Here is a 15,304-nt window from a genome sequence, read left to right on the forward strand (position 1 = left end):
CACGAGGCGCCGCCCTACGACGCGTTCAGCAGACCCGTCCGGTAGATCGTGCCCGCGCACGCGTTCGGGACCGTCACGCCCGCGCCCGGGGCGCCCGCCTCCGGGACGTGGGTCACCTCGACGCTGCCGTCGGAGACACCGTCCTCGGCGAGGAGCTGCGTCTGGGCGTTCTCCGCCGACGCACCCGTACCCGTGGTCGTCGCCCCGGAGCCGCCGTCCGTGGGCGTCGGCTCGGGTGAGCCGGGGGTGGGACAGGTATCGCTCGGGACCCAGGCGAACTTCACCTCGTACGCGGCGGAGGGCGCGAGCAGAATCTCGGGGGCCTCCTGCGAGGGGTCGGGCAGACCGCTCGCCGCGTCGCCGGTGGTGTGCGTCTGGACTGCGATCTTGTCGCGGTCTGCCGCACCCATGGCCTGGTAGCCGACGTTGCCCTGGCCCTTGATCATGCACTCGGTGGTGGAGACATTCGCGACCCGGAAGGTGCCGTAGACCTTGCCCTCGGCGTCCGGGGCGCCCACGGTCGAGGTGCCGCCGAGCTGGGCGGGGTCACAGACCGGGAGGTCGGAGGCGTCGACGCCCGGCGGTACCGCCGTGTCGCCCGTGCCGCCGTCCCCGGTGCCCGTGCCGGGCCGGGGCCCGACCGCGGGGCTGGAGCCGGGCGCGCTGGACGGCGTGCCGTCCGGTCCGCCGGTGGGCTGGTCCGTGCCCTTCTCGCCTTCGTCATCACCCGTCTCGGCGCCGGTACCGCCCTGCGCCTGCTCGCCGTGTCCGGCGTTGACGGGGTTCGCGCTCTCGCTGCTGCCCGAGCTCGCGACGTGCACGAAGGTGGGGACCGCCGTGCCCATCAGCACGGCCGCGGCGGCCACACCGACGAGGGCCTGCCGCTTGCGCGCACGTCGGGCGGGGACCGCCTTGCGCAGATGGTCGAGGGTGCCCTCGGAAGGCTCGAGGTCCTGCACTGCGCCCTGCATCAGCCGGCGCAGGGCCTGTTCGTCGCCGCCCAGCGCCTCTCCGAGGCCGCCGAGCTCGTTGTCCGGCCCGTTGTTCACAATTCCGTTTCCAGTCCGGTCGTCAAACGGCCCGTCCGGCCCGTACCGCTCAAATCTGTTCCTGTGCCCGCTCATGCCGTCGCCTCCATGGCGACGCGCAGTGCGGCGATGCCGCGCGAACCGTACGCCTTCACCGACCCGAGGGATATGCCCAGCGTCTCGGCGACCTGGGCTTCCGTCATGTCGGCGAAGTACCGCAGCACGAGCACCTCGCGCTGGCGGCGCTGGAGTCCGCGCATCGCCTTGATCAGCGCGTCGCGCTCCAGCTGGTCGTACGCCCCTTCCTCGGCGCTCGCCATGTCCGGCATCGGCTTGGAGAGCAGCTTGAGTCCGAGGATGCGGCGGCGCAGCGCGGAGCGGGAGAGGTTGACGACCGTCTGCCGCAGATAGGCGAGGGTCTTCTCCGGCTCGCGCACACGGTTGCGCGCCGAGTGGACACGGATGAACGCCTCCTGCACGACGTCCTCGCATGAGGCGGTGTCGTCCAGGAGCAGCGCGGCGAGACCCAGCAGCGACCGGTAGTGGGCGCGGTAGGTCTCGGTGAGGTGATCGACGGTCGTACCTGCAGCCATGGCCTCTTCAGCGCTCTCGCGCTGGGACGTGATGCGGCCGGCTCGTGGCGCGGGCATGGGGGCGATCACCGGCATGCCGCCGGACGGGCGGGGTCTGCGGAGCGGGCGCACTGTTGCGCCGCGAACCGGGACCACCCCTGCGATGTCGAGTACCTCTGCCACGCCTGTTGGACACGCTTCCCCCCGTCAGGGTTGTACGCGTACGCCACCGCTTTTGACGGTGATCGATTTGCCCTCATGCGTACTCGCTCTTCCCTTGTGCCCCATTTTTTCGCGGTACCGAACAGGGGCGACCGCAAAGACGCTTCCCACCCAGCTGCCGGTTGCAGGTGGTGGGAAGCGAATAGTCAAACATTCACACACCCCAGAACAAGTGGTACAGACCTTCGACTTGATCACAGGGCGTTCACAGATCCTACAAAGACCCGGAGCGGCCTCGCGCCGGATTACCCGGGGAAGCCGGGGCAGCGAGTTCGGCGGCCACGGCTTCGGCGATCTGCGCGGAGTTCAGCGCGGCGCCCTTGCGGAGGTTGTCGGCGCAGAGGAAGAGGTCCAGCGCACAGGGATCGTCCATCGCGCGGCGCACCCGGCCCACCCAGGTGGGGTCGGTCCCGACCACATCGGCCGGCGTGGGGAAGTCCGCGGCCTCGGGATCGTCGTAGAGCACGACCGCCGGCGAGGTGGCCAGGATGTCGTGCGCCCGTTCCACCGTCACCTCGCTCTCGAAGCGCGCGTGTACCGCGAGGGAGTGTGTGGTGATCACCGGCACGCGGACGAACGTCGCCGACACCCGCAGGGACGGCAGGCCGAGGATCTTCCGCGTCTCGGCCCGCAGCCCGAGTTCCTCGGACGACCAGCCGCCCTCCTCCACGGTCCCGGACCACGGCACGACGTTCAGCGCGAGCGGTGCCGCGAAGGGGCCGAGTTCGTCGCCGACGGCCCGGCGGACGTCGCCCGGGCCCGTGCCCAGCTCCGTACCGGCGACCAGCGACATCTGCGTACGCAGCGCGGCCACGGCGTCCCGGCCGGCACCGCTGACGGCCTGGTAGGAGGAGACGACCAGTTCGTCGAGCCCGAACTCGGCGTGCAGCGCACCGATCGCCGGGATCATCGCCAGCGTGGTGTCGTGCGGGCTCGCCACGATGCCCCGCGGGCGCACCCGCAGGGCATGGGGGTTGATCTCGGGAACGACCAGCGGGACCTCGGCGTCCGCCCGGAAGGCGGCGGAGCTGTCCACGACCACCGCGCCCTTCGCGGCGGCGATCGGCGCCCACTGTGCGGAGACCTCCGCGGGCACCAGGAAGAGCGCGACGTCGATGCCCTCCAGGGCCTCTTCGCTCAGCGCAACGACCTCGGTCTCCTCCCCGCGCACCGCCAGCTTGCGGCCGGCGGAGCGCGGAGAGGCGACGAGTCGTACGTCGCCCCAGACGTCCTCGTGCTGCGAGACGATCTGGAGCATCACCGCGCCGACGGCTCCGGTCGCTCCGACGACCGCGAGTGCCGGCTTGCGGATCATCGCCCGGTGCCCCCGTAGACGACCGCCTCGTCGGAGTCGGAGTCGAGGCCGAAGGCGGTGTGCACGGCGCGGACGGCTTCGTTCACGTCGTCGGCGCGCGTGACGACCGAGATACGGATCTCGGAGGTCGAGATCAGCTCGATGTTCACGCCCGCGTCGGAGAGCGCCTCGAAGAAGGAGGCCGTGACACCGGGGTTGGTCTTCATCCCGGCGCCGACCAGCGAGATCTTGCCGATCTGGTCGTCGTAGCGCAGGGACTCGAAGCCGATCGCGCTCTTCGCCTTCTCCAGGGCGTCGATGGCCTTGGCGCCATCGGTCTTGGGGAGGGTGAAGGAGATGTCGGTCAGGGCGGTGGTGGCCGCCGAGACGTTCTGCACGACCATGTCGATGTTGATCTCGGAGTTGGCGATCGTGCGGAAGATCGCCGCGGCCTCGCCCGGCTTGTCCGGCACTCCGACGACCGTGACCTTGGCCTCGGAGACGTCGTGGGCGACTCCGGAGATGATGGCGTGCTCCACCTGCTGGTCTCCCTGCGGCTCGTTGCTGACCCAGGTGCCGCGCAGTCCGGAGAAGGACGAGCGGACGTGGATCGGAATGTTGTATCGGCGTGCGTACTCGACGCAGCGGTGCAGCAGCACCTTGGAGCCGGAGGCGGCGAGCTCCAGCATGTCCTCGAAGGCGATCCAGTCGATCTTCCGGGCCTTCTTCACCACACGCGGGTCGGCGGTGAAGACGCCGTCCACGTCGGTGTAGATCTCGCACACCTCGGCGTCCAGCGCCGCGGCGAGGGCCACGGCGGTGGTGTCCGAACCGCCACGGCCGAGGGTGGTGATGTCCTTCTTGTCCTGGGACACGCCCTGGAAGCCGGCGACGATGGCGATGTTGCCCTCGTCGAGCGCCGTACGGATACGGCCCGGCGTCACATCGATGATGCGCGCTTTGTTGTGCACCGAGTCGGTGATGACGCCGGCCTGGCTGCCGGTGAACGACTGGGCCTCGTGGCCCAGGTTTTTGATCGCCATGGCCAGCAGGGCCATCGAGATCCGCTCTCCTGCGGTCAGCAGCATGTCGAATTCGCGCCCGGCAGGGATCGGGGATACCTGCTCGGCGAGATCGATCAGCTCGTCCGTCGTGTCGCCCATCGCGGATACCACGACGACCACCTGGTGGCCGTTCTTCTTGGCATCCACGATTCGCTTGGCGACGCGCTTGATGCCTTCGGCATCGGCAACGGAGGAACCTCCGTACTTCTGCACGACAAGGCCCACGTGCGCTCCTCGCTCGGTCTCTGCACCACAGCCATTACTGCGGTCGGCTCAGTTTAACGAGCGGCCGCACTCCGACCCGGGGCAATCACATCGTGAGATGTCCCGCTCACTGTGTGATCACCACGAGGGGGCTGCGGCCGCTCGGATCGACTCCTGCCCGACCGGACGCCGGGTACGCGGGATGTGGGGCGGCTCACACGGACCGCCCCGCGCTCCCGCGACCAGCTGCTCAGGCTCAGGCGCCCGGGGCACCCGGGCGTGTCAGGTGCGCCCGCGCGTCAGGTGCGCCCGGCGCGTCAGGTGACGGTGCGCAGTCCCAGCGGGCCGGCGATCTCCTCGGCCATGACCTTCCCGGCCTCCTCGGCCAGCGCGTCGTCGGCGAGGTCCTCGTCCGTGTCCAGACCGTCCAACTCGTCCAGCGGCTGGTCGAGGCGGACGTGGGAGACCAGCGACTGGAGGGCGCGCAGGGTCGCGGACGCGGTCGGGCCCCAGTTGGAGAAGTAGGAGAACTGCCACCACCACAGCGCCTCGCTGGTCCGCCCGGCGCGGTAGTGCGCGAGGCCGTGGCGCAGATCGGTGACGACGTCCGCGAGGTTGTCGGAGATCCGGTACGCGACCGGGGCCTTGCGCGGCTCGTACGGGTCGAAGACCTCGGAGAAGACGTCCACCGGGTCGAGCAGCACGGCGAAACGCTCGCGCAGATCGTCCACGTCCAGGTCGGGTCCGGTGTCCGGCTCGTAGCGCTCGTCCGGGACGATGTCCTCGTGCGCGCCCAGCCGCCCACCGGTCAGCAGGAGTTGGGAGACCTCCAGCAGCAGGAAGGGCACAGCGCTGTCGGGCTCGTCACCCTTGGCGACTTCCGTGGTGGCGACGATGAAGGACTCGATCGAGTCGGCGATCTGGACCGCGAAGGAGTCGGGGTCCTGGCTCGTTGCGTGCAGTGCGGCGTCAGACATCGAGAAGTCGTCTCCCCTCGAAGGCACGCCCCAGCGTGACCTCGTCGGCGTATTCCAAGTCTCCCCCCACGGGCAGACCACTGGCCAGCCGGGTGACCTTCAGGCCCATCGGCTTGATCATGCGCGCCAGATACGTGGCGGTGGCCTCGCCCTCCAGATTGGGGTCCGTGGCCAGGATCAGCTCGGTGATCGTGCCGTCCGCCAGGCGGGTCAGCAGCTCACGGATCCGCAGGTCGTCGGGGCCGACGCCCTCGATGGGGCTGATGGCCCCGCCGAGTACGTGATAGCGGCCCCGGAACTCCCGGGTCCGCTCGATCGCGACGACGTCCTTCGGCTCCTCCACCACGCAGATGACCGACAGGTCACGGCGCGGGTCGCGGCAGATGTTGCACTGCTCCTGCTGTGCGACGTTGCCGCACACCGCGCAGAAGCGGACCTTGTCCTTCACCTCGAGCAGTGCGTGCGCGAGGCGGCGGACATCGGTCGGTTCTGCCTGAAGGATGTGGAAGGCGATCCGCTGCGCGCTCTTGGGACCGACGCCGGGCAGCCTGCCCAGTTCGTCGATGAGGTCCTGAACCACGCCTTCGTACAACGGACGCCTTCCTTCTTCTGTGGCTCTACGTACGGTAGTTGGTGCGCCCCGGCCTTAGAAGCCCAGTCCCGGCATGCCGCCGAGACCCTGGGTGAGCGGGCCGAGCTTCTCCTGCTGGAGCTGCTGCGCGTTCTCGTTGGCCGCCTGGACGGCGGCGACGACGAGGTCGGCCAGGGTCTCGGTGTCCTCGGGGTCGACGGCCTTCGGGTCGATGACCAGGCCCCGCAGCTCGCCGGAGCCGGTGACGGTGGCCTTCACCAGCCCGCCGCCCGCCTGCCCCTCGACCTCGGTCTGCGCCAGCTCTTCCTGCGCCTGTGCGAGGTCCTGCTGCATCTTCTGGGCCTGCTGAAGGAGCTGCTGCATATTGGGCTGGCCACCACCGGGAATCACGGTCACTCCAGGCACTTCGACGACGGTTGTTCGGTAAGCCGAGCCTACGTGGTCACCGGGCGGCGCGCCGCACCCTGTCGTGACAACTCTTTCGAGTGACCGGGGCGTGGCACCCCTAGCTGATCAAGGACCTCGTAGGGGCGGAAATACCAGGATTTCCGGCACGCAGCCCACCATTCGGCGGTAGGAAGAGCATGCGCATCGGCGCATCACCGTGCACCGGGTGCACGTGCGCACCGTCCGTCACGCAGTGTCACGCCGCCATCACGTCGTAGAGGAGTGCCCCGGTGAGCCAGCCGGAGATGCAGCCCGGGGGGCCGGCCCGGGAGGAACGCGGCGAGGTACCGCGCGGTGACCTGACCGGCCGGGTGTTTCCGCTCGGCGACTGGGGAGAGCCCGCGGAACGGCTCGACGAGCTGTACCGCTGGGTGGAGACGGGCGCGCTGCGCACGGCGGAGTGGTACCTCCACGACCGGGTCCGCAAGCGGCTCGCGGGACGGGTGCTGCGGATCGGTACGGCGGCGGGGGCCATCGCCGGCGCCGCGCTCCCGCTCCTCGACCTCACCGGCGCGCTGCCCGGGGCGGCCGGGTGGGGCTATGTACTGCTGTTACTCGGCGCCGCGTGTCTGGGCTGCGACCGGTACTTCGGGGTGACCTCCGGCTGGATGCGCGACGTGGCGACGGCGCAGGCCGTACAACGCAGGCTTCAGGTACTTCAGTTCGACTGGGCGTCGGAGTGTGTACGGGAGGTGCTCGGCCCCGCGGAGGGCACGGCCGGTGAGGCGGCGGACCGATGCCTGGGGGTGCTGCGGCGGTTCTCCGAGGACGTGACGGAGCTGGTGCGCGGCGAGACGGCGGACTGGATGGTGGAGTTCCGCGGGGCGCCGGGGCCGCTGGTGCAGTCGGTGGGGGTGCCGGGGGGCGGGGTCGGAGCGGGGCGGGAGGCGGGTTCGGCGCGGATGCCGTTGCCGCCGGGGACGCGGCCGAACATGCCGCGGCAGCGGCCGCCGGAGTCGCCGCGCTGACGCCTGGGGGTTGGCCCCAGGGCCCCGGGCTCGTGTACCCGAGTACCCGCGTACCCGTGCAGCTGTACCGCCTGCGGCGGTGTCCTCAATCGCCGGACGGGCTGAATGCGCCCCCGTTTCGGGGCTCCGCCCCGGACCCCGCGCCTCAATCGCCGGCGGGGCTTGATGTGCGGGCCCATGCCAGGCTCGACCTGATGACCGGACCCCGCGCCTCAATCGCCGGCGGGGCTTGATGTGCGGGCCCATGCCAGGCTCGACCTGATGACCGGACCCCGCGCCTCAATCGCCGGCGAGGCTTGATGTGCGGGCCCATGCCCGATCGCCCGTCCGAGAGCAGGAAGTGCAGCCCTACGCTCCGATCGCCCTCCCAGGGATGGGGTGCAGCCGCATGCCGGCTCAGGCCCTTGCCCCAAGCCCGCGCCTCAATCGCCGGCGAGGCTGGGAGTGCACGAAGTGCGGCCCCCATCCCAGGCTCGACCTGATGACCGGAGCCCACGCCTCAATCGCCGGCGAGGCTGGAAATGCGGGCCCATGCTCAGCTCGGCGCGAGGCGCCTGCCCCGCGGCCTGATGTGCGGGGCAACTCAAGCCCGTCCGGCGATTGAGGACATGGCCGCAGGCCGTGCAGGCAAAGACGTGGCCACACCATCAAGCCCGTCCGGCGATTGAGGACACGGCCGCAGGCCGTGCCGGCAGCGAGCAGACCACACACGCACCCCACCCCGCCGGTGCCAGCCGCACGCGCACCCCCGCGCACCTACGGACGACGCGACGTCAGCGCCCTCGTCACCACCGGTGGCAGCAGGTCCTTCGCCAGGCGGCGGGTCCGGGAAGGGCGGGGGCGGACCGGGAGCGGGGGTGGCGTCACCGGGGGTGGGGTCGGTTCCGGGGGCGGGAGCGGTTCGTGGCGGGACTTCGGGTGGGGCGGGGGCGTCGCCTTGTTGCCCTTGATGCGGATCAGTGGGCGGCCCGCCACTTCCTCCACTCCGTGCCACAGGTCCGTCCGGTCCGCCAGGAAGTCCAGGAGCGCCGCCGTCAGCGCTGCCGGGTCGCCCCAGGTGCCGTACAGCTTCGTTCCCGTGATCACGACCGGCTTCAGGCCCGAGGTCGCCACCGCGCCCCACACCGCCGCCGAGACCCCGGGGCAGTGCTCCGCCCTGAAGTCGTCGAAGGACACGATGCCCTCGGGTTGCAGCAGTTCCTTCGCCGCCGCGATGTCCCCGTGGACGTGCTCGTACAGGTGCGACGCGTCGACGTGGACGAAGCGGCAGCTGCCGGGGCGTACCTTCGAGGTGATCACCGACGTCGGTGCCTGCACCATGCGCGGCAACTCGTCGTGGAAGGACAGGTAGTTCGCCTCGAAGGCGCGCCGGGTGAGGGTCGCGTACGACCGGTTCATCTCCGCGCTGTTGGGGTCGTCCGGCGCCGGTGAGTCCCACAGGTCGCAGACCGTGTACTCCTCACCGTCGCGCAGATAGCTCCCAGTGAAGATCGCGCTCTTGCCGAGGTACGCGCCGAGCTCCAGCAGATCCCCCCGGCCGTCGGGGTCCGTGTCGTGCTGATGGCCGAGGAACCAGTCGAAGAGCAGCTGGTCCACCGGCCAGAACCAGCCCTTGACGTCCGCGAAACTCGTCGGGCGGGGGAGAGCTTCGTCCGCGTTCTCCCCCGTCACCGGGGTGCTCGTCTGTGACATGCACCGGTCCTACCGGCCGGAGGTGTCGCGCAGCTTACGGCTGCCCGTTCAGTACATGTGCTGCGGATGTGCGTCGGTGGATGCGTCCCGGCTGACGACCTCGGCCGGGACCCTCAGCTGAAAATGATCATCGAGCCCTGGCCCAGGCTCCGCGTCGCCGCCGCGTGCAGTCCCAGCCACACGTGCCGCTCCCGGGCGAAGGGGCTCTCGTCGTACGGAATGGGACCCGCCGGCTCCTCCAGGGACGTCGGGCGGTCCGGTGGCTGCGGCGCGGCCGGCGGGTTCGCCGCGTCGATGCCGATCGCGGGCGCGACGAATTCCAGTTCCCGCAACAGCCCCTGGGTGGAGCCGAGGGGGCCGCCGCCCGCGAGGAGTTCCTCGTTGAACAGCGGGGACGCGAAGTCCACCGGGACGTACGCCCCGGCGTGGTCGTAGTGCCACACCAGGTGCGACTGCTGGGCCGTCGACTCGAACATCTCCAGCAACTGCTCGTAGTCACCGCCCAGTTCGTCGACCGGGGTGACGGCGAGCCCGCACAGCTGGAGCAGGTAGGCGCGCCGCAGGAAGTGCAGCGCGTCGTAGTCGAAGCCGGCGACCGGGGCGACATCGCCCGACAGGCCCGGCATGTAGGCGAAGACGGGCACTGTCGGCAGACCGGAGTCGGTCAGCGCCTTGTCGTACGACGCGATCTCTTCGGCGAAGGGGTTGTCGGGGCTGTGGCACAGCACATCGACGAGGGGGACCAGCCACAGGTCACAGGCCAAGGGAAGGCTCGCTCTCCAGCAGGATCGGGCACGGTCGGCGCGACAGTCGTGCGATGGTCGGGACAGAGTAGTGCCACGGACACGTTCGGCGAAGGGGGCCGGTCACCTGCCGTCACCGCTCCCCTGCGCCAGTGTCCCTGGACGTTCCCACATCCCATACCCATACGCCGCCCACTCGCCTGCCCGGCTTTCCGAGCAGTTTCTCCACCGTCGCATGAAGCGCCTCGGCGTTGTACTGCGGCTGGAGCACCACGACACCCGCCCGCCACGCCTCCAGGTCCGCGCGGGCCTGGGCCTGCCAGTTGGGACCGATCACCGGGACCTGTCCGGAGTTGCGGACCTCGCTGAAGAGGTTGGAGGTGTGCCGCGGGGTGGCGCCGTAGATGCCGATACGGTCCGGTCCCCAGGGGCCGTTGAAATAGCCGCCCGCGACCGGGAAGTCCAGCGTGGTGGCCGACTGCCAGTGCAGCGCCTCCGCACCGGCGGGGGACGGCAGCGGCACGGTGACCATGGATTCGCCCTCGGCGAGGTACGCGCGGTACATCCCCCGGGTGATGAACTCCGGCACCTCCTGCCGCTCGCGCACCGGGTACGGCGTCGGCAGCACCGGCAGCAGCGCCGCCGCCACCGCCGCGAGACCCACGACCTGATGGACCCGATCCTTCGTGACGGCCAGCCGGTCGACGGCGAGTGCGACGAGGATGCCGAGCACCGGCGCGCAGATCATCGCGAACCGCGACTCGATGACGGACTCGAAGAGCGGCTGGTGGGCGAGCGCCCGCCAGGGGCCGGTCAGCACGATGTCGGTGTACGGGATGCGGAACGTCGAGCCGAGCGAGAGGAAGGCCGCGGCGAACGCCGTGAACGCCAGCGCCTTCACCGCCGCGAGCCGCCACAGCCGCACCACGATCGCTGTGGTGAGCGCGACGAGCGGCCAGCCGAAGAAGGCGTTCTGCTCGGTGCGGTTCATGGCGAGCCGGTCGGCGCGCTCGTCCGTGCCCATCAGCGAGCGTCCCGCGAACTCCAGGAAGGCGCGCGGTCCGTTGGCGGTGTTGTCGCCGTGCAGCACGTTCGTGTAGCTCTGCGGTCCGAAGAACTGCCAGCCCAGCGGGAACGCGACCAGCGGCAGGCACACCGCGAGCGCGACCGTGATCCCGCGCAGCAGCGGCCGCCAGGCCGTCCGGGCCACATCGCGCCGCACGAGCGCGTACGCGAGGGCGAAGAACAGCATGCCCATCGCCGCGAGCAGCAGCGGCTCCTCGCCGAGGAAGATCTGGTACGTCGCGAAGAGGCCGAGGAGCACGCCGTCGCGCACGACCGCGCGGCCCTCGCACAGCCGCAGGGCCCGGTCCACGATCACCGGGATCATGAACAGCACCAGGAAGTTGGGGTGCGCGTTGCCGTGCGAGATCATCGGCGGCGCGAAGGCGGCGAGGCCCGCTCCGACGGCCGCGGCCCACCGGTTGTCGACGAGCCGGCGCGCGATCAGCCAGTACCAGGACGAGGCGGTCGCGGCGAGGCCGAGCGTGAGCACGAGCGCCCAGGTGACGGTCGGACCCAGCAGCAGGGTCACCGGGGTGAGCGGGACGGAGAGCCCGAGCATCACGGTGTTCGCCATCAGGTTCACGCCGTCGGGATGCCCCTGGAGCGTCGTGAACAGCGGATTGCGCAGATGGATCACATTGTCGGCGGTGACGGCGAAGAACCACTCCCACTGGTTCTGGTCCTGTCCCGCGTCGTCGAGGTAGCCGTGGCCGAGGTCGGCCCACAGGTCCTTGTAGAGAAAGAGCGCCGCGAGGAGGAAGAGGCCGACGACCAGGAGGTCGGTCCGCCGCACCGCACGGGCCCGCAGATGGACGAGTTCCAGCAGGACCTTGCCGTAGTCCAGCGGTCTGACCTTGGAGCCCTCCTGGTGCGACCAGCGCACCGGGACCTCCGTGACCGGCCAGCCCTCGCGCCGGAAGTGGCGGAGTATCTCGACGTCGATGCCCCACCCGTCGAGTCGTGAGTCGGCGAAGGCGGCGCGCGCCTTGTCGCCGTCGAAGAGCTTGAATCCGCACTGGGTGTCGTGGATCCCGGGGACGGCGACGGTGCGTATGAGCCGGTTGCCCATCCGGCCGAGCCACTCGCGGGTCCGCCGCTGGTGGACCTCGATCGTGGAGTCGGGGTGCGCGCGCGAGCCGATCGCCGCCGCGCTGTCCTCGGCGGCGAGCTGCTTGTCGAGACGGTCCAGTTCCTCGATGGGCGTCGCGAGGTCCGCGTCGGTGACCAGCACCCGCCGGCCGTAGGAGGCGAGTACGCCCTGCCGCAGGGCGTTGCCCTTGCCGCGGTTGTCCTCGCTCGCGATCACGTGGATCCGCGGCTCGTCGGCCGCGGCCTCCCGGGCGATCTTGGCGGTGGAGTCGGTGGAGCCGTCGTCGACGACGATCAGCTCCCAGTCCCCCCAGCGGCCGGGCTCCGCCCGCAGATGGGTGCAGATCGCCTCCAGGGTGGGCCGGAGTCTGCCCTCCTCGTTGTACGCCGGGACGACGACGCTCAGGTCCACGCTCACTGCTCCAGCCGATCCGCCCAGGCGAGCGCATGGTCGTTGTAACTGTCGACGACGGTGCGGGCGGCCGCCAGGTCGCCCGCGCCGATGGCGTCGATGAGGTCCTCGTGGCCGTTCCACAGCCAGTCCCGCAGCTCGGGGTCCGCCCGCAGGAACGGGACGGCGAACACCCAGGCCTGGACGCGCAGCCGGTGCAGGAACTCGGAGATGTAGCTGTTGGCGACGACGGCGCCGAGCTCGTTCCAGAAGCGCAGGTCGTAGCCGATGAGGATGTCGAGGTCGCCGCCGCGGGCGGCGCGTGCGGCCTCCTCGGCACGGCGGCGCACCGACACCAGCGCCTTGCCGGGCACGGTGCTGCGGCCCTGGCGCTCCGCCTGGCGGAAGATTCCGTCGATGACGAGCGAACGGGCATCGACCATGCGGCGGTAGTCGTCGACGGTGAACCGGTGCACGCGGAAGCCGCGGTGCTGGTCCGAGTCGAGCAGGCCCTGGGCGGACAGGTCGACGAGCGCCTCGCGCACCGGTGTGGCCGAGACGCCGTACTGGTCGGCGATCAGCTTGACGGTGAACTCCTGACCGGGCTTCAGACGTCCCGCAAGCACCTCGTCACGCAGCGCGTCCGCGATCTGTTGCCGCAGGGTGCTGCGGGTGACAGCGGTACTGCCGGTGCCGCGCATCGATGGCTTCTCCTTCGCCTGGGGTCCCGGACACGATAGGCCAGTGCCGACGAACCGGGTGAGGCACGGGTGAATGACCTGCGACGGGACCAAGCGTCCAGGACGGTCCCGGGGAGCGAGGGGCCGGCAGGATCCGAACGGCGGAGTCACGAGGGAGACGGAAGATGCCCACAGGGAGGCGGACGTGACCGACGTCTTCGAGGCGGCCACGGGAGACGGCCCGGCGGAGCTGCTCGCGGACCGGAACCGGGCCGCGCAGGTGCGGACGGCGTACGAGGGGCTGCTGCAGATACGCCGCCTGACGGGCGCGGCGCCGGCGGAGTGGGAGCTGCGTCAGGTGGTCCGTGCGGTGGCCCTGGCGCTGGAGGCGGGCGGCCTGCCGCCGTCGGCGACGGACGCGGAGGGCGCGCGCACCGCCACGGGGTACCGGGTGCGCACGGCCGACCGGGCGGGCGCGGTGTGCGTGGACTGGCTGGGCCCGCCGGGCAGCGGCGCCGCCCAGGAGGAGGAGCAGCGGCTGTCGCAGTGCGCGCGGGTGCTGACATCGGCGGGCTGGGAGGCTCTGCTCTACAAGGGGCCGCGCAACCGCAGGTTCCTGGAGGTGGAGCCACCGATGGCGCCGCCCGGCGGGTGAGGGAGACATTCCAGCGCCGCCGGCGATTGAGGCGCGGGGTCCGGGGCGGAGCCCCGGGTACGGCCCACGGCCGTGTCCTCAAACGCCGGAGGGGCTGACCCCACCGGGCCTCGCCGCACAGGGTCCGGGCGGAGCCCCGGCACAGCCCGAAGCCGTGGCCGGGGCCGGAACGCCCGCCCTCAGGCCATGCGTTCGTCCGCCACCGACAGCGCCACGTCCAGCGCCGCCAGCCCCTCCTTCGCCTCCGCCTCGCTCACATTGCACGGCGGCACCGCGTGCGTCCGGTTCATGTTCACGAAGGGCCACAGGCCGTTCGCCTTGCACGCCGCCGCGAACGCTCCCATCGGCGCCGCCGCCGAACCCGTCGCGTTGTACGGCACCAGCGGCTCGCGGGTCTCGCGGTCGCGGACCAGGTCCAGCGCCCAGAACACGCCCGTGCCCCGCACCTCGCCCACGCTCGGGTGGCGTTCGGCCAGGTCGCGCAGGCCCGGGCCGAGGACCGTCTCGCCGATGTGGGCCGCGTGCTCGACGACCTTCTCATCCTCCATCACCTGGATCGTCGCGACGGCCGCCGCGCAGGCCAGCGGGTGGCCGGAGTAGGTGAGGCCGCCGGGGTAGGGCCGGGTCTCGAAGGTCGCCGCGATCTCCGCGGAGATGGCGACACCGCCCAGCGGCACATACCCGGAGTTGACGCCCTTGGCGAAGGTCAGCAGGTCGGGCACCACGTCGAAGTGGTCCGCGGCGAACCACTTGCCGGTCCGGCCGAAGCCCGCCATCACCTCGTCCAGGACGAACACGATGCCGTGGCGGTCACAGATGTCCCGGACGCCCGCGAGGTAGCCGGGCGGCGGGACCATGATCCCGGCCGTGCCGGGGATCGTCTCCAGGATGATCGCCGCGATCGTCGAGGGACCCTCGAACGCGATGGTGTCCTCGAGGTGCTGGAGCGCCCGCGCGCACTCCTCGGCCTCGGTCGACGCGTAGAACGGGGAGCGGTAGAGGAAGGGTCCCCAGAAGTGGACGACTCCCGCCGTGCCGTTGTCGTTCGCCCAGCGCCGGGGGTCGCCGGTGACGTTGATCGCGGTCGCGGTGCCGCCGTGGTACGAGCGGTAGGCCGAGAGCACCTTCGGGCGGCCCGTGTGCAGACGGGCCATCCGGATGGCGTTCTCGACGGCCTCGGCGCCGCCGTTGGTGAAGAAGATCTTGTCGAGGTCGCCGGGGGTGCGCTCGGCGATCAGCCGGGCCGCCTCGGAGCGGGCCTCGACGGCGAAAGCGGGCGCGAAGGTCGTCAGCCTGCCCGCCTGCTCCTGGATCGCGGCGACGACCTTCGGGTGCTGGTACCCGATGTTGGTGTAGACGAGGCCGCTGGTGAAGTCGAGGTAGCGGTTCCCGTCGTAGTCCCAGAAGTACGAACCCTCGGCGCCGGCGACGGCGAGCGGGTCGATCAGGCCCTGGGCGGACCACGAGTGGAAGACGTGCGCACGGTCGGCCGCCTTGACGGCGGCGCCGGCCTGGGGATCGGCATCGGCATGAGGGGTCATGCGGCCCAGCGTAAGGACGCGCAGGTGAGGGCCGACATGGCCACCCTGTATGGCCTCGGCCACTTTCATCGGCGTTCTGT

Annotated in this window: 14 protein-coding genes; 2 read left to right on the plus strand and 12 right to left on the minus strand. The window is 70.9% G+C overall.

Annotated features, from left to right (window positions below):
- Window positions 1–14 precede the first annotated feature (14 nt).
- From RPQ07_RS17325 to RPQ07_RS17355, 7 genes are all read right to left on the minus strand, one after another.
- The gene (locus RPQ07_RS17325; protein WP_313945048.1) at window positions 15–1,049 is read right to left on the minus strand and encodes a hypothetical protein; all 1,035 of its coding nucleotides are present in this window, start codon (window positions 1,047–1,049) and stop codon (window positions 15–17) included.
- A gap of 71 nt (window positions 1,050–1,120) precedes the next feature.
- The gene (locus tag RPQ07_RS17330) at window positions 1,121–1,783 is read right to left on the minus strand and encodes a SigE family RNA polymerase sigma factor (RefSeq protein ID WP_313945049.1); all 663 of its coding nucleotides are present in this window, start codon (window positions 1,781–1,783) and stop codon (window positions 1,121–1,123) included.
- 253 nt (window positions 1,784–2,036) lie between these two features.
- Window positions 2,037–3,137, minus strand: coding sequence for an aspartate-semialdehyde dehydrogenase (locus RPQ07_RS17335; protein WP_313945050.1), 1,101 nt, complete (start codon window positions 3,135–3,137; stop codon window positions 2,037–2,039).
- Window positions 3,134–4,405 carry an aspartate kinase gene (locus RPQ07_RS17340; protein ID WP_313945051.1) on the minus strand — a complete coding sequence of 424 codons (1,272 nt, stop codon included), beginning with the start codon at window positions 4,403–4,405 and terminating at the stop codon, window positions 3,134–3,136. The genes RPQ07_RS17335 and RPQ07_RS17340 overlap by 4 nt, the downstream gene beginning before the upstream one ends.
- A gap of 296 nt (window positions 4,406–4,701) precedes the next feature.
- Window positions 4,702–5,361 carry a DUF5063 domain-containing protein gene (locus tag RPQ07_RS17345; RefSeq protein ID WP_313945052.1) on the minus strand — a complete coding sequence of 220 codons (660 nt, stop codon included), beginning with the start codon at window positions 5,359–5,361 and terminating at the stop codon, window positions 4,702–4,704.
- On the minus strand, window positions 5,354–5,953 hold the full coding sequence (gene recR, locus RPQ07_RS17350) for a recombination mediator RecR (RefSeq protein WP_313945053.1): 600 nt from the start codon (window positions 5,951–5,953) through the stop codon (window positions 5,354–5,356). The genes RPQ07_RS17345 and recR overlap by 8 nt, the downstream gene beginning before the upstream one ends.
- Before the next feature lie 54 nt (window positions 5,954–6,007).
- The gene (locus tag RPQ07_RS17355; RefSeq protein ID WP_313948929.1) at window positions 6,008–6,343 is read right to left on the minus strand and encodes a YbaB/EbfC family nucleoid-associated protein; all 336 of its coding nucleotides are present in this window, start codon (window positions 6,341–6,343) and stop codon (window positions 6,008–6,010) included.
- 287 nt (window positions 6,344–6,630) lie between these two features.
- On the opposite strand from RPQ07_RS17355, the gene RPQ07_RS17360 reads away from it, so the two are divergent.
- Window positions 6,631–7,368: an SLATT domain-containing protein gene (locus RPQ07_RS17360; protein WP_313945054.1), complete on the plus strand. Its 738-nt coding sequence runs from the start codon at window positions 6,631–6,633 to the stop codon at window positions 7,366–7,368.
- A 756-nt stretch (window positions 7,369–8,124) separates the two neighbouring features.
- On the opposite strand, the gene RPQ07_RS17365 is transcribed toward RPQ07_RS17360, so the two are convergent.
- The 4 genes from RPQ07_RS17365 to RPQ07_RS17380 form a co-directional block, all read right to left on the minus strand.
- On the minus strand, window positions 8,125–9,060 hold the full coding sequence (locus RPQ07_RS17365; protein ID WP_313945055.1) for a class I SAM-dependent methyltransferase: 936 nt from the start codon (window positions 9,058–9,060) through the stop codon (window positions 8,125–8,127).
- A gap of 113 nt (window positions 9,061–9,173) precedes the next feature.
- The gene (locus RPQ07_RS17370) at window positions 9,174–9,824 is read right to left on the minus strand and encodes a hypothetical protein (RefSeq protein ID WP_313945056.1); all 651 of its coding nucleotides are present in this window, start codon (window positions 9,822–9,824) and stop codon (window positions 9,174–9,176) included.
- 112 nt (window positions 9,825–9,936) lie between these two features.
- A complete protein-coding gene (locus RPQ07_RS17375; protein ID WP_313945057.1) occupies window positions 9,937–12,375 on the minus strand; it encodes a glycosyltransferase family 2 protein in 2,439 nt (812 codons plus the stop codon).
- Window positions 12,372–13,049 (minus strand): GntR family transcriptional regulator, encoded by a 678-nt coding sequence (locus RPQ07_RS17380; protein WP_313945058.1) that lies wholly within the window; start codon window positions 13,047–13,049, stop codon window positions 12,372–12,374. Before RPQ07_RS17380 ends, RPQ07_RS17375 begins: the two co-directional genes overlap by 4 nt.
- A gap of 184 nt (window positions 13,050–13,233) precedes the next feature.
- Between RPQ07_RS17380 and RPQ07_RS17385 the strand changes: the two genes are divergently transcribed.
- Window positions 13,234–13,683: a hypothetical protein gene (locus RPQ07_RS17385; RefSeq protein WP_313945059.1), complete on the plus strand. Its 450-nt coding sequence runs from the start codon at window positions 13,234–13,236 to the stop codon at window positions 13,681–13,683.
- A 179-nt stretch (window positions 13,684–13,862) separates the two neighbouring features.
- On the opposite strand, the gene RPQ07_RS17390 is transcribed toward RPQ07_RS17385, so the two are convergent.
- On the minus strand, window positions 13,863–15,224 hold the full coding sequence (locus RPQ07_RS17390; protein WP_313945060.1) for an aspartate aminotransferase family protein: 1,362 nt from the start codon (window positions 15,222–15,224) through the stop codon (window positions 13,863–13,865).
- Between the last annotated feature and the right edge of the window lie 80 nt (window positions 15,225–15,304).

Source organism: Streptomyces sp. AM8-1-1, assembly GCF_032229325.1.
GTDB lineage: Bacteria > Actinomycetota > Actinomycetes > Streptomycetales > Streptomycetaceae > Streptomyces > Streptomyces achmelvichensis.

Coding starts and splice junctions, on each gene's coding strand:
- RPQ07_RS17335 (WP_313945050.1), bottom strand. CDS start 3,137: ATGATCCGCAAGCCGGCACTCGCGGTCGTCGGAGCGACCGGAGCCGTC.
- RPQ07_RS17345 (WP_313945052.1), bottom strand. CDS start 5,361: ATGTCTGACGCCGCACTGCACGCAACGAGCCAGGACCCCGACTCCTTC.
- RPQ07_RS17365 (WP_313945055.1), bottom strand. CDS start 9,060: ATGTCACAGACGAGCACCCCGGTGACGGGGGAGAACGCGGACGAAGCT.
- RPQ07_RS17380 (WP_313945058.1), bottom strand. CDS start 13,049: ATGCGCGGCACCGGCAGTACCGCTGTCACCCGCAGCACCCTGCGGCAA.
- RPQ07_RS17390 (WP_313945060.1), bottom strand. CDS start 15,224: ATGACCCCTCATGCCGATGCCGATCCCCAGGCCGGCGCCGCCGTCAAG.